This is a genomic window from Pollutimonas rozaliensis (genome assembly GCF_048751585.1).
In the GTDB taxonomy this organism is placed as follows: Bacteria; Pseudomonadota; Gammaproteobacteria; order Burkholderiales; family Burkholderiaceae_B.
Genome location: NZ_JAZHOB010000006.1, coordinates 113,119 through 135,033 on the forward strand (window position 1 = coordinate 113,119; position 21,915 = coordinate 135,033).

Consider the following 21,915-nt stretch of genomic DNA (forward strand, 5'->3'; position numbering starts at 1 on the left):
TTGTAGTCTACTCGTCAATACCGGTGTAATACTACTGATCCAAGGGGAGGTGCGGACGTTTTCTTGGAGCCGCTGGTCGCGTTTCTTGCCAGCGACTCTCTTCAGTGAATGAGTTAACGGCTCTGCATCGGAGCCAGCGGGCGAATCCCCTTGGCTTTTTCGTGGACATTATCCGCCGCTTTTGCCCCTTTGAAGCGCAGCAGACGCAATGCATTGAGCGTGACAATCGCCGTCGCGCCTGTGTCGGCCAACACTGCAACCCACAAGCCAGTGAAGCCCAGCACGGTCGTGATCAGGAACACGCCCTTCAGACCGAGCGCGAAAATCACGTTCTGATGAATGTTCGCCATGGTCGCGCGCGAGAGGGCAACCAAGTGGGCCACGTCCGTGACGCGACTTTTCAGCAGCGCGGCATCGGCCGTTTCGATTGCCACATCGGTGCCACCGCCCATGGCGATGCCGACATCCGCCGTTGCCAATGCCGGTGCGTCGTTGATGCCATCGCCCACCATGGCGACCTTGGCGTTGTGCTTCATCTCATTGATCAGGCGCAGCTTGTCCTCGGGCAGGAGTTCGGCCTCCCAGTCCATGCCCAGGTGGCCTGCAATGGCCTGGGCGGTACGGCGGTTGTCGCCGGTGAGCATGACCGAGCGCACGCCCATTGCCTTGAGCTGGGCCACGCCTTCTTGTGCGTCGTCCCTTGATTCGTCTCGTAGCGCCACCAGCCCAAGCGACTCACGGGTTTGTTCGTCGAAAAGAACTGAAACGGTCTTGCCGTCGTTTTGCAGCGCTTCGATCTGGGTGTGCTGTTTGGGCGAAAGTGTCGCCACCTGGGCAGCGTGCACAGGCGATCCGATGGCCAGAGTGCGTCCAGCTACAGTCCCATGTACGGCTTTACCTGCGGTAGCAGAAGCATCCGAGGCAGCGGGAATGAGAATGTTAGCGGCTTCAGCATGATTCACAATAGCTTTAGCAAGCGGGTGATTGGAGCCGGACTCCACGCTTGCGGACAGCGCCAGCACCTCGTCCTCGCGCCCTGGTGTAAAGGCAAGGACGTCGGTGACGCGCGGCTTGCCTTCGGTCAGGGTGCCGGTCTTGTCGAAAGCAATCGTGCTTACCCGACCGATCGTTTCCAAGGCATTACCGCCCTTGATGAGCAATCCGCGGCGCGCCCCGACAGCCAAGCCGGAAGCGATGGCGGCCGGTGTTGACAGCACCAGAGCACAAGGACAGGCAATCAGCAATAGTGCCAGGCCACGATAAAGCCAGGTTCCCCAATCAGCACCCATGGTCAGCGGCGGGACGATGATGATCAGCGCGGCAATGGCCATCACGGCTGGCGTGTAATAACGGCTGAACTGTTCAATGAAACGGGCAGTGGGCGCTTTGGATGCCTGCGCCTGTTCAACCATATGAATAATGCGTGAGATCGTGTTGTCGGCAGCGGCTTTTTCTACGCGCACATGAAGGACGCCTTCGACGTTAATCGAACCTGCAAAGACACTGTCGCCTGTCGTTTTGGCAACAGGGATGGATTCGCCGGTCACGGGGGATTCATCAAGGCTGGATATGCCCTGGATAATCACGCCATCGGCGGACACCCGGTCACCCGGCCGCACGAGCACAAGGTCATGCACGCGCAGCGTGGCTGCGGAGACCTCGCGCTGGCCACCCTGTGCATCGAGCAAAACGGCCGTCTTTGGAACCAGTGAGGCCAGGGCTCTGATGCCGGCGCGGGCGTGGCCAGCGGCTACGGTCTCTAATAGTTCACCGATCGAGAACAAAAATACGACAGCGGCTGCCTCTTCGGCCTCGCCAATGAAGAGGGCGCCAAGCGCAGCCACGGACATCAGTGTTTCGATCGAGAAGGGCGAGCCAGACTGGGCTAGCGCAAGCGCCTTGCGCGCAAACGGAAACACCCCCGCAACCACGGCCACCGCGAACACCCAGGCTCCATAATCGGGAACAAACAAGGCTATCGCATAGGCGGCGCCCATTAAAACACCGAGTCCGACGACCTGCTTGCCCTTTTTAGTTTGCCACCAACGTTTTGGGGGTGCGGCGGGTTGATTGTGATCATCTTCGCCATGCATGGTTTTTGAGCTTGCGGTGGCGGATACGCCAAAGCCCAGACTCTTGATGGTTTTTTCGATGTCGCCAACCTGAGTGGCCGAATCGGGTGCCAGTGTCAGTTCAAGTTTCTCTGTGGCAAAGTTCAGCCGGATATCAGAAACACCGGCCATACGTGTCAGAGCCGTTTCGATCTTGCCCACGCAACTTGCACAATCCATGCCTGCCACTTGCATGGAGACACCCTCAGGCCTGTCCTGGGTGGCATCGACTTCCGACGTGGTTTTTTGGCCTGCGTTGGCCGATACGCCAAAGCCCAGGCTCTTGATGGTTTTTTCGATGTTGCTGACCTGAGTGGCTGAATCGGGCGCGACCGTCAATTCAAGCTTCTCTGTGGCGAAGTTCAGGCGGATATCAGAAACGCCCGGCAAGCGTGCCAAAGCCGTTTCGATCTTGCCCACACAACTTGCGCAGTCCATGCCCTCTACCTGCATGGAAACACTCCGAGGCATTTCCTGGGCGAGAATGGGAGCCACGCTTTTGGCGGCTAAAACATCGCTTCCACGCGGCGGGTAACCTGCCTGGCATAGGGCCGCTTCGAGCTGTACCCTTGTTGCTGCCGAGGTGACTTGCACGCTGCGCGTGGGTGGATCGGTGACGACGTCCGCGCTCGGGTCGATGGCGTGGATGGCTTTGACGACTTTGCCTGCGCAACCGCTGCACGTCATGTCTTCAATATGAAATTGCATGAGGGTTTCTCCAATGAATAGAGTCATTAGAGACCCTCTAGTGGCTTCAGAGTCAAGCGCTCTGACCGCACCTGCATCCCACTCCGTGGTCTAGATTTTATTGCTGTATAAGTCTATAGTTACTTTAATGCTTTAGAAAGTAGAAACCATCATGCCTATCAAGATCGGCGAGCTTGCGAAACGTACAGAGTCCACGGCGGAAACCATTCGGTATTATGAAAAGGAGGGGTTGTTGCCGGAGCCTTCTCGCAGCGAAGGTAATTATCGTTTGTATGGCGAAGAACACATTGAACGTCTACGATTTATCCGACACTGTCGTACGCTCGATATGACGCTGGACGAAGTGCGAACGTTGCTCAAGCACAGAGACTTTCCCAATGAGGATTGCGGCGATGTGAATGCCTTGTTGGATGACCATATCCACGCCGTGAAAGTACGCGTTGAAGAATTAATGCAATTAAAGCGGCATTTAATGGCTTTGCGCCAGAAGTGCGGGAGTACGGCACCGACTGCTACATGCGGGATCTTGCGCGCCCTTGGCGACCATTCTTGTCATGTTTAAAAACGCCGATTTTCGGTACAGCTTTCGGCCAAGCATTAGTGATGACGCAGAGAGCGTTTATCAGCGTCTTCAATGTCCAGTCAAAGTCGGCGCTCCAGTTGCATGGCAAATATAGGTGTCGAGCGCCGGCACTGTGAGAAAAATCGGCACATTGATCCGGCGTTTGCGTTGCTACTTTTGCACAGGCGGTTGCAAACGACTATGTCTACGACTGTCCTCAGCGCCGATCAATAACCATGAGTGGACTGCGAGCAAGCTGGGGCAGGATGTGTTTGGGGGCCGCCATATCTACTTCAATGTGCATGGCTGAATCGACGGGGAACCGCTAAAATCGTCGTAACATATGTATTGCGGTGCCGTGGCGCCTGTGGAGTGTTGAGTGATAAGTTTGGCCAGCGGCATCATACTGGTGGTTGCATTCGCGATAGCCTTTACTATTTCCCGCCTTATCGTAAAGAGGCGTGCGGCGAACGCCGCTACGCAGGAGCGGCTCCGTATTGAACAGCTTAGGCAAAACATGCCGCCACCTGTGCCATCGAAGAATAAAAGCAAACGGCGGCGACAGGAGCGTACGAAACGCTGATCCTTAGTCAGCTTGGCGAGTATCAATTAGAGCGTTGGCACATTATTCACCGAAGTGTTCTGCCATGTATGCAATTTGCACTTCATATGGTGAAGTAGAAACGGCGCTTCGACGGCGGGGCGTTTTCGGACGGGTGAACTTGCCGCCGGCGGAAATAATCCAAGCGAGCTCCAAATCAATTTGATGCCGGCGGCGCTCGTAAGATCAGGTCAAAAAACGGAAGGCAGCATGATCACGGCGTTAGAAAAATATCGATCCACGCCGGGGCAGCGTTGCCCCACCAGCGGGCAACGCTGTGTAAGCAACAGAACTCAAAACGCAGTGGTCAATTGGTGGGCGCCGACGGTTCTAGTTTATCGGCATATTTGATCATAATGTCGCCCATTGCGCGCATCATCTCGCCATGCATTTGCATCATGACTTTCCCGTTTCCCCCGCCTGAAGCGCCCATCATGGGACAACCCCCCATCATTCCCATCATGCCGCCATTCATCATGCCGCCGCTCATTCCGCCTCGCATCATAGGGTTCATTCCGGATGGGCTGCCGTCCTGCGACGGCGTCTGCATTGCGCTTGGTCCATTCGGCATCGTGGCGGCGTCGCCGCCGCCGCCGCCGGGCGTGGCTGCGAGCGCAGCACCGCCAAGAGCTAATAAAAGTGTTGTAAGCGGAGCGATAAACAATACCTTCGTATCCATGGACATCTCCTGTACTTAACGAATTAACTCTTGCCAATCAGTCCTAACGCTTTCGATTGTTGCCCGGGTCCAAGTTAATGCTTTGGATCCCCCAATGACGCAGCGCAAGATTTTGGACTCGGAAGCTTGTCAAGTTAGTATAGGCTTTGCGTGCTAATTGTCCAGGGCGTCGATTACATAGTTCGACTCTGGCTGGGTGAGTCGTCCGCTTCGAAGTCCTTTTTTTCGACGCTAGGCGGCCCAGAATTCGGGTGAACTGGGCCTGGAGATCCCGCTGCCAGGTGCGGCGCTCCAGCGCTCTGCTAACATTGCCTTTCCCTTGGGTCAGGGGTTGGGCGTACTTACCCCGCTTCGCCCTGTGTAGATGACTGCGCTCGTGACATCCCTCGGATTTGTCCCAGTGCCAGTTGCAGCGGGTACGGCGGCTGAGGTTCAGCAGCCGCCGACCACGGTGCTAATTGGCGGTAGCCCTCCTCGTCAATCCTGACTTCTTTGGTGTTGATGTTTCGCCTGTAGTTAGAGTTGCAGGTGGTCGCCGCGCGAGCCCGCCATTATGGCCTCTTGCATAAAAACGGCGAGTGTGCCTCATTTGGATGAGAGTCCTCCAGCTATGCGGCGGACATATGGAGGGTTTCGGCTTTGGTTCGCGTTTGACTCTGTAGCGGCTACAGGGTTTATCGTATGGCTATTACTCACCTTTTATAAACGAATATGAGCACGATCAAAGCACTCAAGTTGCGAGTAGAGGGAATGGATTGTGGCGCCTACGCGCTCAAGATAGAAACTGCGGCCGGAGTTGAACACTACTACAGAGTGGCAGCATGATAAATTATCTTGTTCAATCTTACGCACGGTTTGAGGGTGCCGCTCGCCCCCTGCGTTGGTGGCTGACGGCGCTCGTAATCTTGGCACTCGATGTGGCTTCGAAAGCAGCCGTATCGACATTAATGCCATATGGGACGTCAATTCCGCTGACCGGATTTTTCAACCTGGTGCATATTTGGAATCCCGGCGCCGCATTTAGCTTCCTGGCCGATGCAGGGGGACGGCAACGGTATTTCTTCATTGCGTTCGCCTTCGGCGTAAGCGTTTGGCTGGTTTTCGAATTGCGTAAACCCCTTCCGGCATTGCAGGCCTGGGCCTACAGCTTGATTCTGGGAGGTGCGCTGGGGAATGCAATCGACCGCTTGCTGCGTGGTCATGTCGTCGATTATCTCGATTTCCATCTAAGAGGGTGGCATTGGCCTGCATTCAATGTTGCAGATATCGGTATTGTCTGTGGCGCGGGCCTTCTTATGCTCGCAAGCTTCCGATATAAGGGCGACACAGCGAAGGGAAGTCTGGAGGAGTAACTGTGCGATGTGACGCGCTGCGCGTACGGTGTCCTCAGTCTATTACGTGTGGGCAAATTTCAGACAGTGGTGCCCTCGCGCTGGAGCGAGAGGCACCCGCTGGCGTCGCCGAAAAGCCCTTAGTACTCCTGATGCATTGGCTGTCGTCCTAAGGGTGGCGATCTTGCACGGATTCGGACTGGACGTTGGAGGGATAGATTGCATCAGATAGTGTATTCGCTCCTGCGCATACCGGCTTTTTGCTGTGGCGTTGCATTTGCTATAGGGGCAGTGCTTGTCTTCGGGTATGCACCGTTTCAACTCTTTCCGCTACCAGTTTTTGCACTTGCAGGGCTCTTTGCTCTAATGCTGAACCAGGCCACGCCCGGTCGTTCTGCCCTCGTGGGGTTGTGCTTTGGGGTAGGTCTGTTCGGTGCCGGTGTGAGTTGGATTTATATCAGCTTGCACGAGTACGGAGGCATGTCTGTACTGCTTGCCGTGATCGCGACGATCGGCTTCTGCGGCTTTCTGGCACTGTTTTACGCGGCCTTTGGCATGGTAGCCTGGGCATGCCGAAGTCGCGGAACATTATTGCGCATCATTGCACTGCCAGCGTGCTGGGTTGCATTTGAATGGCTGCGGGGTGTCCTGTTTACCGGATTTCCCTGGCTCGCCGTCGGCTATTCGCAAACAGCCCCAAGCCCGCTCGCCGGGTATGCACCGGTGTTTGGTGTGTACGGTATTTCCCTCCTGCTCGCGATAAGCGCCATGCTGCTGCTCGATTGTCTGAGTTGTTGGAAGAACCTGAAGCGATGGAGTACCGTACTGCTGTTCGGCATCTGGACGGTGGGCGGGATGCTGCAACAGATGCAGTGGACATCTCCTGCTGGGGCACCGTTCTCGGTGACTCTGCTCCAAGGAAATGTTCCACAGAATGAGAAATGGCGTGCTGAGAATGTCGCCCCGACGTTGCAGCTCTATCGGTCTCTGCTGCAGCGCAGCTCGGGCAGACTAATTGTCATGCCGGAGACGGCATTGCCGCTGTTTGCTGACGAGCTTCCAGCGGTGTATATCCGCGACGTTATAACTCACCTCCGGGCGGCCGGCGCCGATTTGATCGTTGGCGTGCCGGAACGCGTTGTTGATAATGACAAAGTGCGTTATTTTAATAGCGCGATCGGCATGGGAACATCGCCCACTCAAACTTATCGCAAGCAACACCTCGTGCCTTTCGGCGAATACCTTCCCGCACAAGCGCTGCTAAGCTGGGTGTTGGACTTCCTGCATATCCCACTGGCCGACATGTCGCCTGGCGGGCCAGGACAGGCGCCGCTTTCCCTGGCCGGCCAACAGGTGGCGGTCAATATCTGTTTCGAGGATGTGTTCGGGGAGGAGATCATCCGGGCGGTGCCCAATGCGACACTGCTTGTAAATCTCAGTAATCTGGCTTGGTTCGGCAATTCGCTGGCACTGCCGCAGCATTTGCAGATCGCGCAAATGCGGGCGATGGAAGCCGGTCGCTACATGCTTCGTGCGACCAACACGGGGGCCACGGCAATTATCGACCAACGCGGGCGCGTGGTTCAACAGGCTAAACCGCACCGGACTCTTGCACTATCGGGTATGGCGCAGGGGTTTGTCGGCGCCACTCCTTACGTAGCGGCGGGCAATCTGCCTGTACTGATTTACTGCGGTGCCGGTATATTACTTGCTTTCGGCACAACAGCACGCCGGTATGGACAGCATCTTGCTAGCCGTAAGCGGGTGCGTAGATTCTTGAGCTGAAGCGGCCGAAAGTCTTGCGGCACGCCTGGGAGTTGACTATGTCTAAAATACCTCACGATAGGATTCCGGATAGTACGCTGTCGTTTGCAAGGGATGGCTATTTGTTTATCACGAAGCGCTGTGAGCGGCATCGATCAGATCTATTCCGAACGCGGCTTCTTCTGCGCAATACCATTTGCATGAGCGGCGAAGATGCGGCAAGCCTGTTCTATGATGAGGAACGGTTCGAGCGTACCGGTGTTGCGCCGCTGAGGGTTCAGGAAACCTTGTTCGGCCGGGGAGGTGTGCAGGGTATGGATGACCTGCCGCATCGCCGCCGCAAGGAGATGTTTCTTTCGCTCATGAGCGTCGAAAGTATTGCCCGGTTGGCGGACTTGAGTGACGGGCAGTGGCGCGCTTATGCGACAAGGTGGGCGAAGCGGGATCAGGTGGTACTGTTCGACGAAGCCTGCGAAATCCTGTGCCGTGCCGTGTGCGTATGGGCGGGAGTGCCGCTGGCGGAGGCGGACGTTCAAAAAAGAACCCGTGACTTCGTTGCGATGATAGAGGCTGGCGCAGCGGTCGGCCCGCGGCACTGGCGCGGGCGCCTGGCACGTAACCGCACAGAGGGTTGGATCGGCGGGCTCGTGAATCAGGTGCGCGCGCAGTCGCCGCCGTCGGACGAAGGCGACGCACTGCAGGTGATTGCACGTCACCGTGATGCGCAGGGCCGACTGCTGAATTCGGAGCTTGCGGCGGTCGGGCTTATCAACCTCTTGCGGCCAACCGTGGCCATCGCCTGGTATGTGACCTTTGCGGCATTGGCTTTGTATCAGCACCCGGAATGCCGAGCCCGGTTGCTAACTGGGGAAGCGGAGTATCGGGAGTGGTTCGTGCAGGAAGTACGTCGGTATTATCCTTTCTTTCCCGCAGTCGCGGCTCGCACACGCAAGGAGTTTGACTGGAAGGGCTACCATTTTCCTCACGGTACCAGAGTCCTTCTGGATTTATACGGCACAGATCACGATGCCAGACTGTGGGAGCGGCCAGATGTATTCTTACCAGAACGTTTTCGTCACTGGAACCGAAGCGCCTTCAATTTCGTTCCCCAGGGAGGAGGCGAGCACCGCACCGGCCATCGCTGCCCCGGCGAATGGATCACGATTGAACTGATGAAAGGGGCGGTGGCCTTTATGAGCGCAGGCATGCACTTCGATGTGCCGCAGCAGGATTTACGTATCAATCTATCACGCATCCCGACAATACCCAAAAGCCGATTCGTAATTAAACAAGTGCGGCTGAATTCGAGGGGAGAACGAGAATGAGCGGAGAAGGCGATAGCAAATTGGATGCCAGCAATGCCGCCCAACGGCGCACGCTGACCTGGGTGTTTGCCATCAACCTGGCGCAGGCCCTGATCGTCGGCGTGGTCGGCATGATGGCTGACTCTACAGGCTTGATGGGAGCGGCACTAGACAACCTTGCCGATGGCTTGGTCTATGCCGTGAGCATCTATGCGGTCGGCCGCTCGATTGTGGCGAAGGCCCGTGCCGCACGCCTGTCCGGTTTTTTCCTTGTCGCCTTAGCCGCAGGTCTGCTCGTAGAAGTGCTGCGGCGCTTCGTGGCCGGCGGCGAACCGGCCGGCATCGTGATGATCATCGCAGCGATGGCGAATGCTGCGACCAATTTGTTTTGTCTGCGGCTATTGCGATCCCACCGCCAGGCTGGGGTGCATTTGCAAGCTTCATGGATCTTTACTACCAATGACATGTTCGCCAACGTAGGCATTGCGATATCCGGTGCCGCCGTAATAGTATTTAATTCGCCATTGCCCGATCTGCTGATCGGATTGGTTGTGGTTTGCATCGCGTTCAAAGGCGGATGGGAAATTCTGGAGCAGGCGCGGGACGCGGGTCGATCTGATGATTCGGTCACGCAACAAGAAAAATTATGAAATAGGGCGGTGCAATGGCGCGTGCCTCACGCCATTCGGGTGTCGTGAAGAGCGCGAGGCAACCGAACGAAGATCATGAGCCGCCAATGCAGTAAATAACCCTCCAGCTGATGCTTTGATGGAAGGTGTATGTGCACCCGGCATGCCCTTGGACCCGGCTGGCATGGGTTCCAATTCTGGAAAAAAAATGGAGCCGCCCAAAGTATTGCTGCATCCGCCTCGCATTGCGCTGCTGTACGGCTCCTTGGTTGCGCTTCATCGAGCATTCTCGAGCTATCGTCCGATTGAGTGCAGTCGGTGCCTTTCATCTGCGACATTGAAGCTCCGGCCTGCAATTGCGGCAATGGATAGACACCGCGCTTCGACGGCAGGGCATTTACGGACGAATGAACTGGCTTCCTCCTGCCACCGGCGGAAGCAATCCGAGTGAACGCAAAACCAATTGGATGCAGGCGGCGTTCCTAAGATAAAGTCAAAAACGGAAGGCAGCACGGCGTTATAAAAGTATAGTTCGCGCGGGGAGGGCGTTGCCCCATCAGCAGGTCAACGCTGCGTAAGCAACAGCGACCAAAACGCTGTGGTCAATTGGTGGACGACGACGGTTCCAGTTTATCGGCATACTTAATCATAATGTCGCCCACTGCACGCATCATCTCGCCATGCATTTGCATCATGACTTTCCCGTTCTTCCCGCCTGAAGCGCCCATCATGGGACAACCGCCCACCATTCCCATCATGCCGCCATTCATCATGCCGCCGCTCATTCCACCTCGCATCATGGGGTTCATGCCGGACGGGCTGCCATCCTGCGATGGCGTGTGCATTGCGCCCGGTCCATTCGGCATCGTGGCGGCGTCGCCGCCGGGCGTGGCTGCGAGTGCAGCACCGCCCACAGCCAATAAAAGTGTTGTAAGCGGAGCGATAAACAATACCTTCGTATTCATGGAGATCTCCTGTACTTAACGAATTAACTCTGGCTAATCGGTTCTAATGCTTTCGATTGTTGTCCGGGTCTCGGGTAATCTTTGTATCCGCCAATGGCGCAGCGCAAGATTCTCGGACTCGGAAGTACTTGTCGATTTAGTATGGACTTTCCGCGCTAATTGTCCAGGGCGAGTCTCTTCCAATATGACATGAGTCTGAACGGGGTCTCGTGTTTCCAACATGAGATGAGTCTGAAGCGTTCGCGTAAAGGGATCAAGTCGTCGATCATTAGGCATGGTGATCGATATGCAAGAAGAGAGGCTCGATAGCATCGAGCGTTTGGAACAGTTTTTGGAAGGGACCGCCGGGGTGGCACCTCGCGTACAGGGAGGCGAAGCCCCGCGCCAGGACCACGTTCGGCGGGTATTGGGCCGATTCCGCTATAGCCAACTGTCGCGCCGCGATAAGGGCGTGGTGGTGCGTTATCTTCAACACACCAGCGGCTACTCACGCCAGCACTTGGTGCGCCTGATTGGGCGGTTTGTGACGCGCACGCCCCTGGGGCAGCGGCGTGCGCCTGTGGCTGGCTTTTACAGGCGCTACACCGAAGCCGACGTACGCCTTCTGGCCCAGACCGACGCGCTGCATGACACGCCCAGCGGACTGGCAGCCAAGCACCTGTTTGAGCGAGCCTGGCAGGTCTATGGAGATGCCCGCTACGAGCGGCTTGCGGGCATCTCCGTGGCACATTTGTACAACTTGCACGCGACGCCGCGCTACCAAGATGTGCGGGTTAGCTGGAATGGAACGCGTGCGGGCAAAGGCACCGCCATCGGCGTACGACGCGCCCCGCAGCCACAAGGGCGGGCGGGCTTTATCCGAATCGACAGCGTGCATCAAGGCGATCAGGATGGCGCCAAGGGCGTCTATCACATCAACGCCGTCGACTGCGTAACCCAATGGGAAGTCGTGGCCACGTGCCAGAAGATCTCCGAGGCTTACCTGTTGCCCGTGCTTGAGGAAATGCTCGCCGCCTTCCCCTTCACAATCCTGGGCGTGCATGCCGATAACGGCAGCGGATACATCAATCACCGTGTCGCCCGGCTGCTCAATAAGCTCAATGCGGAACTGACCAAGTCGCGGCCCCGGCGCTCTACCGATAATGCCCTGGCCGAGAGCAAGAATGGAGCGGTCGTGCGCAAGGTCTTTGGTTACGGCCATATCCCGCAACGCTTTGCCGCACCGATCAACGACTTCTGCCGACAGTACTTGAACCCGTACCTGAACCTGCACCGGCCATGTCTGTTCGCCCAGGACCATACCGATGCCAAAGGCAAGGTCATTAAGCGGTATCCGCAACGCCTGGTGCAGACCCCGCTTGAGAAGCTCGCCAGCCTGGGCCCAGAGCAGCGCAACTTGCGCCCCGACACGACGCTGGAAATGCTCCACAGTGAAGCGGCTGCGATGAGCGATAATGAGGCGGCTGCTCGGCTTCAAAAAGCCAGAACAGCATTGTTTAAATCCCTTAACCGACGGCTTAACCGCGCCGCCGCTTAAGGGCTAGGCCAAAAAGCCTGTGCATATCTGTATAGGCTCACAGCTACCAAGTTCAGACTCATCTACAGATTGGAATCGACTGCCATACAGCGCGTGTTGAGATGGCGTTGTTAATGTTGCGACATTTTTTCAAAATATGCTTGACATTGCTACGGTGGTAAGGTTTAACGTCCAATTTTATCAAGTTGTTTTGATTAAAAGACCGAAAATCACTAACCATATTATGAGAAACATCTCGCGTAACCTACTTATCGGCATTGCGTATATCGCTGTACTGATGTTTAGTTTGTCGGCGCAGTCCGCGCAAGCCTGCACGCTGCCCAGCAACATGCAGGTGCAGGCGCTGGAGATAGCAACAGGCTATATGCCTTGCCAACCGAGTGCCGATGTTTATTCGGTTGGCGGTTCCAAGTGTTTGCTTGCCGATCAAGCGGGCACGGACATCTGCATTACTCAAGCGTGGATGCCACGCTCCGAAGCATCTTATCTCTCATATCCGGAATTTGGCCCCGTGTTTTCGAGACTGGAGATTGTGCCGGTCTTTCAAACCGTTGTAACGGCTAACCCCACCACTTCGACCATTCGTCGTTCTCGACGCAACTCTTCCCTCTCAATTTTGTACTGTAGCTTCCAGATTTAAATCGCTGGATTCAGCCACACCTGCCGCTCACGCGTATGCCGGCAGGTTGACTCCGCCTGCGCGTTGGTCACAGGACGGGCATCGGGCAAACACATCCCATTAATGAATAAGCACTGAGCACGGGATAGGCCTTGGCTTTATCAGACGCTGCTCGGGCGCAATCGTTGAGTACATACCAATGCATAGTGCCTCAGGTATGGATCACGTTACGTAACCGTATTCAAGGAGTTCGAACATGAAGTGCGATATGAAAACCATGATTAAGGTAGGTTTTGGCCTGGGCACGTTGCTCGCCATTGCCTATTTCACGCTGCCAGCCGCCCGGGAGTTGATTTCGGCGGCCGCCCCATTCCTGCTGTTTCTTATTTGCCCCTTATCGATGATGTTCATGATGAAAGGCATGACTTCATGCAGCAAGGAGAACGATGTAAAAGCCGAAAAAATCAAGGATACCCCGCCGGTTGGCAATGTGAAGCTTGATGGCTAGTGATTGTCTGCTGGTACGCCTTCCTATAAAAGCGGAAGACGGCCGAGTAAATGAATATACCGTGCGTACGCGCATGGGTGATGTATCACGCTAATTCAATATTTTCTAATAGTAGATGGAGTATTTTATGAAAACCGCAATTTATGCTTTGATGATTTCTTTTTCGTTAGTAGCTGGTGCAGCGCAAGCCGCCAATTCTGATGCCGTTGCGTCTGCCTCTAAAACTCGAACCCAGGTTGTTGCCGAGTTACACGAGGCTCGCGCTCTTGGCCTCATGAGCCATGGTGAGTTGGACTACCCGCTTGCGCTGCAAGCCTCCAGTTCTAAGACTCGCCAACAGGTGCAGGCTGAGTTGGCCGCGGCCCGCGCCGCAGGCACGTTGAGCCACGGCGAACTGGATTATCCACCTTCCGCGACTGACCTTAGTTCCAAGACGCGAGCCGAGGTACTGGTGGAACTCGCTGCGGCTAGGCAGTCGGGTGAACTATCTAAATTTATTGAGTACTGAAGCGTCTTAATTACAAGGATTGATAAGTAATAGTCCGCAGGCCACAACCTGATTTTTGGGTAGTGCTCCTGAGACGCAATTGTTCAACTATGGGATAGAAATGATTGATTCAAAAACCACAGTAACTCAAGGTGTTATTGCAGTGAGCATTGTTGCTTTCTCCGCACTCGGCTGGCAACCGCTTGCCATTGCGGGGACTGCGGTGATGGCATCAAATGAAGCGCGCGTTTCAACCAATGTTAAAGCCGAGGCGCCGATCGAACTAATGCATATCCACGGGCTCTCTTACAGCGCCGATGGCAAGCAGATACTCATCCCGAGCCATAACGGTATTGCCGTGTACGCGCAAGGTCGTTGGTCTACGATGGCTGGCCCCAAACATGACTATATGGGATTTTCTGCGACGCGCGATGCGCTATACAGCAGTGGACACCCGGCGCCGGGATCCGACGCCGTTAATCCCTTTGGTCTTATTAAAAGCAACGATGGCGGCAAGACTTGGGAAAAACTGAGCCTGGAGGGCGAATCGGATTTTCATACTCTGGCAACCAGTTATGGAACTAACGCCATCTATGTGTTCAATCATCAGGCGAACAGCCGGATGAAGGCTATTGGTATTTATTTCACGGAGTCGGACGGGATGACATGGAATCGAATCGCCGCTAACGGACTCAAAACCAAGGTCAATAGCCTAGCTGCTCACCCTAACGACGCCAAAATTCTTGCCGTCGGCGCCGGTGACGGTCTGTATCTGTCGCGCGATGGGGGCAATCATTTTGAACAAATCATCGATAGGAAACAGGTGCTCGCGCAGTGGTTTGATCTGGATGGTAAACGTCTTTGGTTTAGCAACTACGCTGGCGGGCCCGCACTTAGCCTGATTAGGCTAACTGGCGATGCCCGAGCTGAACAGATCCAGATCCCAATAGACGCCGACGACGCTATCGCCTATATCGCACAAAACCCCATCTGGCTTAAAGAGTTGGCTATCGCGACATTTAAGCGCAGCGTGTATGTAAGCCACGATCAAGGCGCAACCTGGACACAGATTGCCAAAGCAGGGGCGACATTATGAGGAATCTCATACACGGTAGCCTATTTAATTTAAGTCATCATTAATGAGTAAGGCATGGGTAAAAAACTGGCAAAAATCCTTCTAATTGTATTAGCGATAATTGGCCTGTTTGCCATCATCGGGTTTCTTGGTATGGGGATTATGATGAGCGAAATGATGGGACGATGAGTACGTCAATACGATTGATTAGTATGGTCGTCATCGCCGCGAGTTGACGGCCCTAAGGTTTTTCGAATAAACGTTTGAGCAAGATTGGGTGGTTTGGCAGAGGCCCTTGATCATGGCTGCTTGGCCTCAACCGCAACAGCCGTTTTGTCTGCCTTGTTCCTGAACCGGGGGGCACGGCACTGAGCCGTAGGAACAATAAACACAGCAATCACCGTGTTTAGGCTTCAGCACCGTGTGGCATTGCTCGCACTCATAAAACCATTGGCAGGCGTCGGACGGCATGGTCTCCGTCTTGTGGTGCCCGCACTCTGGGCAGGTCAGAGCCGACTTCAATATAACGGTATTCACTTCGTGCTCCCTGCCAACGTCGACGGATAGCCCGCGTCCGTCGTAGCTTTTACGAGGGCACCGACATTGGTCTTGGAGTCTTCATACGTAACGATGGCTAGACGCTTGTCGAAGTTTACTTCGACCTGATTTACACCCGGCACCTTAGTAAGTGCCTTCTTCATTGTGAGGGGGCATATGGGGCAATCCATCGTTGGTACGGATAATGTGACGGTCGTGGAGGCGGCCCAGACTGGGGCGGCCAACGCGCACAGGGCGGCAGCAGCGAACAATTTTTTCATAACTTCTTCCTTTTAGTAAAGCCAAGGCGCGACATACGGAAAAACGAATGCAATCACTACTAGCCCCGATATAGCGCCGAATAGCAATTTGTAGGCACTCTTAACTTGCGACACGGCACATATATTCCCGGGTATGCAAACTAAGGCAGGCCGCCAGATGCGTCGCCAGGCAAAAAACAAGGCCACCAGTGCCACACCCATGAGAACGGGACGATAGGGTTCGAGCGCCGTCAGGTTGACGATCCACGCACCTGAAAAGCCAAGCGTGATTAAAACTAGTGGCCCTAGGCAGCAGGTTGAGGCGAGAAGGGCAGAAACACCCCCAGCAAGCAATGCGCCACGTGCCGTCTGCGGTGGGGTGGCGGTTTTTTCGTTCGAAATGTTTTTTCGCATGGTGTAAGCTTATCTCCGTACTTAAGTACGGAGTCAAACCATGGACACAACATCAAGTCAATTCACCATTGGTCAGTTAGCGCAGGAGGCGGGAATTAATGTCGAGGCCATTCGCTTCTATCAGCGCAAGGGCCTGATGCCTCTGCCGGAGCGCGCCTATGGCAGCATTCGCCGCTATGCCCACGCCGAACTTGATCGTGTGCGCTTTATCAAAGCGTCCCAGCGACTGGGTTTCAGCCTTGCCGAAGTAGGTGATCTGCTGAGGCTGGACGATGGCACCCATTGTGAGGAGGCGCGCCGCATCGCGGAGCATAAGCTTCGGAATGTGCGTGAAAAGCTGGCTGATCTGCAGCGCATCGAAGCGACATTGGGCCAACTCGTGGCTCGATGCGATTTAGTACGCAAGACAGTGAAATGTCCCCTGATCTCGTCGTTGCAAGAATCGAAATGATGCACGAAGTGATTTGTTTGAAGACTGGCACATCATTGATACGCTCGATATGGCGTCGGACGAAGAGCGAACATTGCTTCAATATCGAGACATGCCCGATTCCACACCGTGGAGGTACGCGTCGAGGAGTTAATGCAATTGAAGCAGCATCTAACGGCCTTGCCAGAAATGCGTGAGCATAGAACCGACTGCGACGTGCGGAATTTTGCGTGCCCTTGGCGATCGTTCTTGTCATGTTTAAAAATGCCGATTTTTGATACGGCTTTCGCCTAAGTATTAGTGATGACGCAGACAGCGTTTATCAACGCCCGTTTGGTTCAGCATGCTACCTGGCGAACAGATCAGCTGGGATGTCGGCTACAGACAGGAAGCTGCGACAGGCTACGTTTGCGATTCTCCCCAGCGGCGTTCAAGAGCCATTGAGTGTCTACCAGCAGGTTGGGCAGGATGTGTCTGAAGGGCGCTTATCTGCTGCAATGTGCATGGCTGAATCGACAGAGAATCGCTAAAATCGTCGTAACTTATGTATTGCGGTGCCGTGGCGCCTGTGGAGTGTTGAGTGATAAGTTTGGCCAGCGGCATCATACTGGTGGTCGCATTCGCGATAGCCTTTGCTATTTCCCGCTTTATCGTAAAGAGGCGTGCGGCGAGCGCCGCTACGCAGGAGCGACTGCGTAATGAACAGATCAGGCAAAACATGCCGCCACCTTTGCCATCGAAGAATAAAAGCAAACGGCGGCGACAAGAGCGTACGAAGCGCTGATCCTTCGTTAGCCCGGCGAGTATCGACAACAGCTTTGGCACATTGCTTACCGAAGTGCTCTGCCTGTATGCAATTCGCACCCCATATGGGTTAAGTGGGAGCCACGCTTCGTCGACAGCGCGTTTTGGGATGGATGAACTGGCTTGCTCTGCCGCCAGCGGAAGCAATTCAAGCGAGCGCAAAATCAATTAGACGCCGATGGCGCTCCGAAGATGAGGTCAAAAAACGGAAGGCAGCACGATCACTGCGTTAGAAAAATATTGATGCACCCGGGAGAGCGTTGCCCCATCAGAGCAGGGCAACGGTGCATAAGCAACAGCGCCCAAAACGCTGTGATCAATTGGTGGACGCCGACGGTTCCAGTTTATCGGCATACTTAATCATAATGTCGCCCATTGCACGCATCATCTCGCCATGCATTTGCATCATGACTTTCCCGTTCTTCCCGCCTGAAGCGCCCATCATGGGACAACCGCCCACCATTCCCATCATGCCGCCATTCATCATGCCGCCGCTCATTCCACCTCGCATCATGGGGTTCATGCCGGACGGGCTGCCATCCTGCGATGGCGTGTGCATTGCGCCCGGTCCATTCGGCATCGTGGCGGCGTCGCCGCCGGGCGTGGCTGCGAGTGCAGCACCGCCCACAGCCAATAAAAGTGTTGTAAGCGGAGCGATAAACAATACCTTCGTATTCATGGAGATCTCCTGTACTTAACGAATTAACTTTGGCCAATCGGTCCTAACGCTTTCGATTGTTGTCCGGGTCTCGGTTAACTCTTCGGATCCGCCAATGGCGCAGCGCAAGATTCTCGGACTTGGAAGCTTGTCGACTTAGTATAGACTTTCCGCGCTAATTGTCCAGGGCGTCGCTTACATGGTTTGACTCTGACTGTATGGATAAGTCGTCCGCTTCGAGTCCATTGTCGGCGCTATGCTGGCCAGGATTTCGGCGCCCTTGCAGCAGGTAAGCGTCGTGCAATGTGGCAAAGGGCTGAAATGCAGACGACCGCGCTCATGAGGACCAAGTGAAAGTAAATCTGAAGCAAGTCGTTCTCGTCGGCCTTGCTGCAATTGGTGTCTTTGCAATTTTGGCCTTCGTTTTCATGGGAGCCATGATGTTCTGGATGATGGGTCCCTGAAGCGAGTGCAGTTCGTTTGCGCTGACCTATATCCTAGATCCAGAAGGCCGTTCGGGCCTGGGGTTCGGCACGGGCCGGATTCCCGAAACCATCCGGCTGTTGAAGAAGGCCTATGCGGTCCTGTGGCAGAACATCACTCTGGCGCTGGGCATCGAGTTAGTGTTCTTCGTTCTGGCAATCTTTGGCGGCGCGACCATGTGGATGGCGGTGTGCGCCGACATGGGGGCAGCCTGCTGGTCGTCTTTAACGGCCTGTGTCCGCTGCGCGGCGTAAGAGTAGTAGCTTGAGGATGGGTAAAACACATGCCTTGTTCACCGCAGTCCTGGCGTGGGCGCTTTACGACGGGACGATGGACCGGCGGGGCTCTGGTGATTTAGCGAGCTGCGTCCGTGTCCTTCGTCGAGTCGCATCCATTCGGCTGTGACGCGTGATGCCTCCAGTCCCAGGGCCTGCGCTTGCTAATCGCATGTGTACGGGCGCGTGAAGGCGGTCTTGCTGTCCCTTTACCGTATCACGGCGTTCTCGCCGTCAAGGGTTGCGCGTGCTCGCACGCTTGCGGCCCCACTAATAAAAAGCGAGACAGCCCATAGGCGGTAGCGGCGCTCGCCGCGCGGCCCCGAACTGTGGATTGAACGGTTGTTGCTTCGCATGCCGCTCGTGTCGCCAGGCATGTTTACGCTTGCGCCACGGTGTTTGGGCATTAAATATACGTCAACCGCACATCAGAATACTCCGATAATAACCAACGACGTTAAGCATGCAAGCCATTATTGACTCGTTGTTTCGATTGGCACGGCCGCGCCGGTCTCCGAAGGTCAGGTCACCGAAGAGTAATAGGTCTTGGCGGATGACAAAAATGTAATACGAGCAGGCCAAGCTTTTCGGGCTCAGAATGGCTCCCATGTGGCATGATAAGCATATCAAGCCTTGCCTTTCACTAGCCGATGTGCGCGTAGGCGATCCAGTCCTATCGCTTAACTATGGATGCCTTATTGTCATGATGCAGCCCGACACCGATCATAATCACGGCCATCGTCACCATGGCCATCATCATCACGATGCTTCCTCCGACAATCCGCTTGGCGATCTTGCAGATCCGGTTTGCGGCATGCGCGTAACGGAACAATCGCCGCACCACGCAGAGCATCAAGGAGAATCCTTCTATTTTTGCAGCACAAAGTGCTTGGGCGCATTCAAGGATGATCCTGAAAAGTATCTCACCCCGAAAAAATTAGATGAATCTGCATCTCAAGCAACGGCACCGGCACCGAACACGATATACACCTGTCCAATGCATCCCCAGATACGACGGGATCACCCGGGAAACTGCCCGATCTGCGGCATGGGTCTTGAGCCGCTAATGCCCAGCCTCGAAGATGATGATAACCCCGAGCTAAAGGATTTCACGCGCAGATTCTGGTGGACGTTGCCATTTACCGTCATCGTCACAGCGCTTGCGATGTCCGGCCACCAGCTTGGTTGGTTCAGCATGGCCACGCAAACATGGGTCGAGTTGGTGTTATCTCTGCCGGTGGTTCTGTGGGCGGGGCAGCCGTTTTTTGTGCGGGGCTGGCAGTCGGTAATAAACCGCAGCCCCAATATGTGGACGCTGATAGGCCTGGGTACAGCAGCAGCATTCATCTATAGCGTTGTAGCAACGGTGGCGCCCGGTGTGTTTCCTGATACCTTCATGTCCATGGGGCGCGTTGCCGTTTACTTTGAGGCTGCGGTGGTCATCATCTCGTTGACACTGTTTGGCCAAATCCTCGAGTTGCGAGCGCGATCGCAAACTTCAGCCGCCATCAAATCATTACTGGGGCTTGCTCCCAAGACGGCTCGCCGCATTAATGCAGACGGTACCGAGGAAGATGTGCCTCTGACCCACGTTCATGAAGGCGACCGCTTGCGCGTGCGCCCTGGTGAAAAAGTGCCGGTTGATGGCACCGTCGAAGAGGGCAGCAGTTCCCTGGATGAGTCCATGCTTACGGGCGAACCGCTTCCCGTGAGTAAACGCCCTGGCGACCAGGTAATCGGAGCGACAATGAACACCTCCGGCTCTTTGGTGATCCGCGCAGAGAAAGTTGGTTCCGCCACCGTTCTGTCGCAAATTGTCCAGCTCGTAGCCCAGGCCCAACGCTCGCGCGCGCCCATGCAACGCATGGCTGACCTCGTTGCCGGCTACTTTGTGATGACTGTGGTAGTCATCGCAGTGGCCACATTGATCGTCTGGGGCTTCTTCGGCCCCCAACCGAGCTGGGTGTACGGCTTAATCAATGCTGTCGCCGTGCTGATCATCGCTTGCCCCTGCGCACTCGGTCTGGCTACACCCATGTCCATCATGGTGGCAACGGGAAAAGGCGCCACGCAGGGCGTGCTGTTTCGCGATGCGGCAGCGATCGAGAACTTTCGCAAGGTCGATACCTTGATCGTTGATAAAACAGGCACCTTGACCGAGGGCCGGCCGACGTTCGAGCAGGCCGTGCCGGCGGGCGACACAACGGCGGACGAGGTGCTGCGCCTTGCCGCGAGCTTGGACCAGGGCAGCGAACACCCGCTTGCCCACGCAATCGTGAACGCTGCTCGTGAACGTGGCCTGACACTCAGTGCCGTTGACGATTTTGAATCAGGCAGCGGTATTGGCGTTCGCGGACGGGTTGACGGAAACTACCTTGTTCTGGGCAATACCGCTTTGATGCGGCAAGAAGACGTTGACGTCACTGTATTGACCGAAACGGCTGAATCTTTGCGCGCTAAGGGTGCAAGCGTGATGTTCCTGGCGACAGGCGGCCAGTTGACGGGCCTGCTGGCCGTCTCGGACCCGATCAAGCAAAGCACACCGGAGGCCGTGCAAGATCTCCAAAACGCCGGAATTCGCGTCATCATGGCGACCGGCGACGGTGTCGCAACGGCCAAAGCCGTTGCGCAGCAATTGGGGATCGATGAAGTGCACGGCGAAGTCAAGCCCGCTGACAAGCTCGGCCTGGTCACTAAACTTCAGTCTGAAGGCCGGATTGTCGCCATGGCGGGTGACGGCATTAACGACGCTCCGGCGCTGGCAAAAGCCAATGTGGGCATTGCGATGGGCACCGGAACAGACGTAGCCATGAACAGTGCACAGGTGACGCTGGTCAAAGGGGATTTGCGGGGCATTTCGATTGCTCGCCACCTGTCCGACCAAACGATTGCGAACATGAAGCAGAATCTGGGCTTCGCATTCGTTTACAACGCCCTTGGGGTGCCCCTAGCTGCGGGGGTCTTGTACCCATTTATGGGCCTATTGCTCTCCCCGATGTTTGCTGCCCTGGCAATGAGCTTAAGTTCTGCATCGGTCGTATTTAACGCACTTCGTCTTCGTAACTCTGTTTAGTGAACGGTCTCTCTACGCCTACTGATACACCTTCTGCCGGGTGACGTCCGGGCAGCTAACACCAGTGCCCGGGGCAAGTACGCTATGTTTTGTCCAAGAAC

The 21,915-nt window shown here is 55.5% G+C and carries 20 protein-coding genes and 2 pseudogenes; 14 read left to right on the top strand and 8 right to left on the bottom strand.

Going from position 1 to position 21,915, the window contains the following annotated elements; all coding sequences use genetic code 11:
- Positions 1–113 precede the first annotated feature (113 nt).
- Positions 114–2,819 carry a heavy metal translocating P-type ATPase gene (locus V0R37_RS12390; RefSeq protein WP_420374819.1) on the bottom strand — a complete coding sequence of 902 codons (2,706 nt, stop codon included), beginning with the start codon at positions 2,817–2,819 and terminating at the stop codon, positions 114–116.
- A 151-nt stretch (positions 2,820–2,970) separates the two neighbouring features.
- On the opposite strand from V0R37_RS12390, the gene cadR reads away from it, so the two are divergent.
- Positions 2,971–3,381 (top strand): Cd(II)/Pb(II)-responsive transcriptional regulator, encoded by a 411-nt coding sequence (gene cadR / locus V0R37_RS12395; RefSeq protein ID WP_420374820.1) that lies wholly within the window; start codon positions 2,971–2,973, stop codon positions 3,379–3,381.
- Positions 3,382–4,289: 908 nt separating this feature from the next.
- Here the strand turns inward: cadR and V0R37_RS12400 are convergent.
- Complete coding sequence (locus V0R37_RS12400; RefSeq protein WP_420374821.1) at positions 4,290–4,661, bottom strand: hypothetical protein; 372 nt, start codon at positions 4,659–4,661, stop codon at positions 4,290–4,292.
- A 334-nt stretch (positions 4,662–4,995) separates the two neighbouring features.
- On the opposite strand from V0R37_RS12400, the pseudogene V0R37_RS12405 reads away from it, so the two are divergent.
- The 5 genes and pseudogenes from V0R37_RS12405 to V0R37_RS12425 all read left to right on the top strand — a co-directional run.
- Positions 4,996–5,177 (top strand): annotated as a pseudogene (locus tag V0R37_RS12405) (efflux RND transporter permease subunit); the annotation flags it as partial.
- Between the two features lie 305 nt (positions 5,178–5,482).
- On the top strand, positions 5,483–6,013 hold the full coding sequence (lspA, locus tag V0R37_RS12410) for a signal peptidase II (RefSeq protein WP_420374822.1): 531 nt from the start codon (positions 5,483–5,485) through the stop codon (positions 6,011–6,013).
- 270 nt (positions 6,014–6,283) lie between these two features.
- On the top strand, positions 6,284–7,777 hold the full coding sequence (gene lnt, locus V0R37_RS12415; RefSeq protein ID WP_420375026.1) for an apolipoprotein N-acyltransferase: 1,494 nt from the start codon (positions 6,284–6,286) through the stop codon (positions 7,775–7,777).
- Between the two features lie 179 nt (positions 7,778–7,956).
- Positions 7,957–9,081 carry a cytochrome P450 gene (locus tag V0R37_RS12420; protein WP_420374823.1) on the top strand — a complete coding sequence of 375 codons (1,125 nt, stop codon included), beginning with the start codon at positions 7,957–7,959 and terminating at the stop codon, positions 9,079–9,081.
- Positions 9,078–9,710 carry a cation efflux transmembrane domain-containing protein gene (locus V0R37_RS12425; protein ID WP_420374824.1) on the top strand — a complete coding sequence of 211 codons (633 nt, stop codon included), beginning with the start codon at positions 9,078–9,080 and terminating at the stop codon, positions 9,708–9,710. Before V0R37_RS12420 ends, V0R37_RS12425 begins: the two co-directional genes overlap by 4 nt.
- 581 nt (positions 9,711–10,291) lie before the next feature.
- On the opposite strand, the gene V0R37_RS12430 is transcribed toward V0R37_RS12425, so the two are convergent.
- Complete coding sequence (locus V0R37_RS12430) at positions 10,292–10,654, bottom strand: hypothetical protein (protein WP_420374825.1); 363 nt, start codon at positions 10,652–10,654, stop codon at positions 10,292–10,294.
- Positions 10,655–10,940: 286 nt separating this feature from the next.
- Here V0R37_RS12430 and V0R37_RS12435 point away from each other — a divergent pair, with 286 nt between their 5' ends.
- The 5 genes from V0R37_RS12435 to V0R37_RS12455 all read left to right on the top strand — a co-directional run bounded on the left by V0R37_RS12435 (position 10,941) and on the right by V0R37_RS12455 (position 14,901).
- The gene (locus V0R37_RS12435; RefSeq protein WP_420374826.1) at positions 10,941–12,191 is read left to right on the top strand and encodes an integrase catalytic domain-containing protein; all 1,251 of its coding nucleotides are present in this window, start codon (positions 10,941–10,943) and stop codon (positions 12,189–12,191) included.
- Between the two features lie 136 nt (positions 12,192–12,327).
- On the top strand, positions 12,328–12,831 hold the full coding sequence (locus tag V0R37_RS12440) for a hypothetical protein (RefSeq protein WP_420374827.1): 504 nt from the start codon (positions 12,328–12,330) through the stop codon (positions 12,829–12,831).
- Between the two features lie 247 nt (positions 12,832–13,078).
- A complete protein-coding gene (locus V0R37_RS12445) occupies positions 13,079–13,318 on the top strand; it encodes a DUF2933 domain-containing protein (protein WP_420374828.1) in 240 nt (79 codons plus the stop codon).
- 127 nt (positions 13,319–13,445) lie between these two features.
- Entirely contained in the window at positions 13,446–13,826 is a 381-nt protein-coding gene (locus tag V0R37_RS12450) for a DUF4148 domain-containing protein (protein WP_420374829.1), read from the top strand.
- 100 nt (positions 13,827–13,926) lie between these two features.
- Positions 13,927–14,901, top strand: coding sequence for a F510_1955 family glycosylhydrolase (locus tag V0R37_RS12455; RefSeq protein ID WP_420374830.1), 975 nt, complete (start codon positions 13,927–13,929; stop codon positions 14,899–14,901).
- Between the two features lie 294 nt (positions 14,902–15,195).
- Here the strand turns inward: V0R37_RS12455 and V0R37_RS12460 are convergent, their stop codons facing one another.
- The 3 genes from V0R37_RS12460 to merT are packed head-to-tail and all read right to left on the bottom strand — an operon-like array spanning position 15,196 to position 16,091.
- Complete coding sequence (locus tag V0R37_RS12460) at positions 15,196–15,417, bottom strand: GDCCVxC domain-containing (seleno)protein (RefSeq protein ID WP_420374831.1); 222 nt, start codon at positions 15,415–15,417, stop codon at positions 15,196–15,198.
- Complete coding sequence (gene merP, locus V0R37_RS12465; protein WP_420374832.1) at positions 15,414–15,698, bottom strand: mercury resistance system periplasmic binding protein MerP; 285 nt, start codon at positions 15,696–15,698, stop codon at positions 15,414–15,416. Before merP ends, V0R37_RS12460 begins: the two co-directional genes overlap by 4 nt.
- A 12-nt stretch (positions 15,699–15,710) precedes the next feature.
- Positions 15,711–16,091, bottom strand: coding sequence for a mercuric ion transporter MerT (gene merT / locus V0R37_RS12470; RefSeq protein ID WP_420374833.1), 381 nt, complete (start codon positions 16,089–16,091; stop codon positions 15,711–15,713).
- Positions 16,092–16,131: 40 nt separating this feature from the next.
- Between merT and merR the strand changes: the two genes are divergently transcribed.
- Positions 16,132–16,542: a mercury resistance transcriptional regulator MerR gene (gene merR / locus V0R37_RS12475; RefSeq protein ID WP_420374834.1), complete on the top strand. Its 411-nt coding sequence runs from the start codon at positions 16,132–16,134 to the stop codon at positions 16,540–16,542.
- 381 nt (positions 16,543–16,923) lie between these two features.
- Here merR and V0R37_RS12480 read toward each other — a convergent pair whose 3' ends face one another.
- Both V0R37_RS12480 and V0R37_RS12485 read right to left on the bottom strand, forming a co-directional pair.
- Positions 16,924–17,493, bottom strand: coding sequence for a hypothetical protein (locus V0R37_RS12480; protein ID WP_420374835.1), 570 nt, complete (start codon positions 17,491–17,493; stop codon positions 16,924–16,926).
- 148 nt (positions 17,494–17,641) lie between these two features.
- The gene (locus V0R37_RS12485; protein ID WP_420374836.1) at positions 17,642–18,004 is read right to left on the bottom strand and encodes a hypothetical protein; all 363 of its coding nucleotides are present in this window, start codon (positions 18,002–18,004) and stop codon (positions 17,642–17,644) included.
- Positions 18,005–18,522: 518 nt separating this feature from the next.
- Between V0R37_RS12485 and V0R37_RS12490 the strand changes: the two are divergent.
- Positions 18,523–18,734 (top strand): annotated as a pseudogene (locus tag V0R37_RS12490) (heavy metal translocating P-type ATPase); the annotation flags it as partial.
- A 710-nt stretch (positions 18,735–19,444) separates the two neighbouring features.
- Positions 19,445–21,814 (top strand): heavy metal translocating P-type ATPase, encoded by a 2,370-nt coding sequence (locus tag V0R37_RS12495; protein WP_420374837.1) that lies wholly within the window; start codon positions 19,445–19,447, stop codon positions 21,812–21,814.
- The last annotated feature ends 101 nt before the right edge of the window (positions 21,815–21,915 follow it).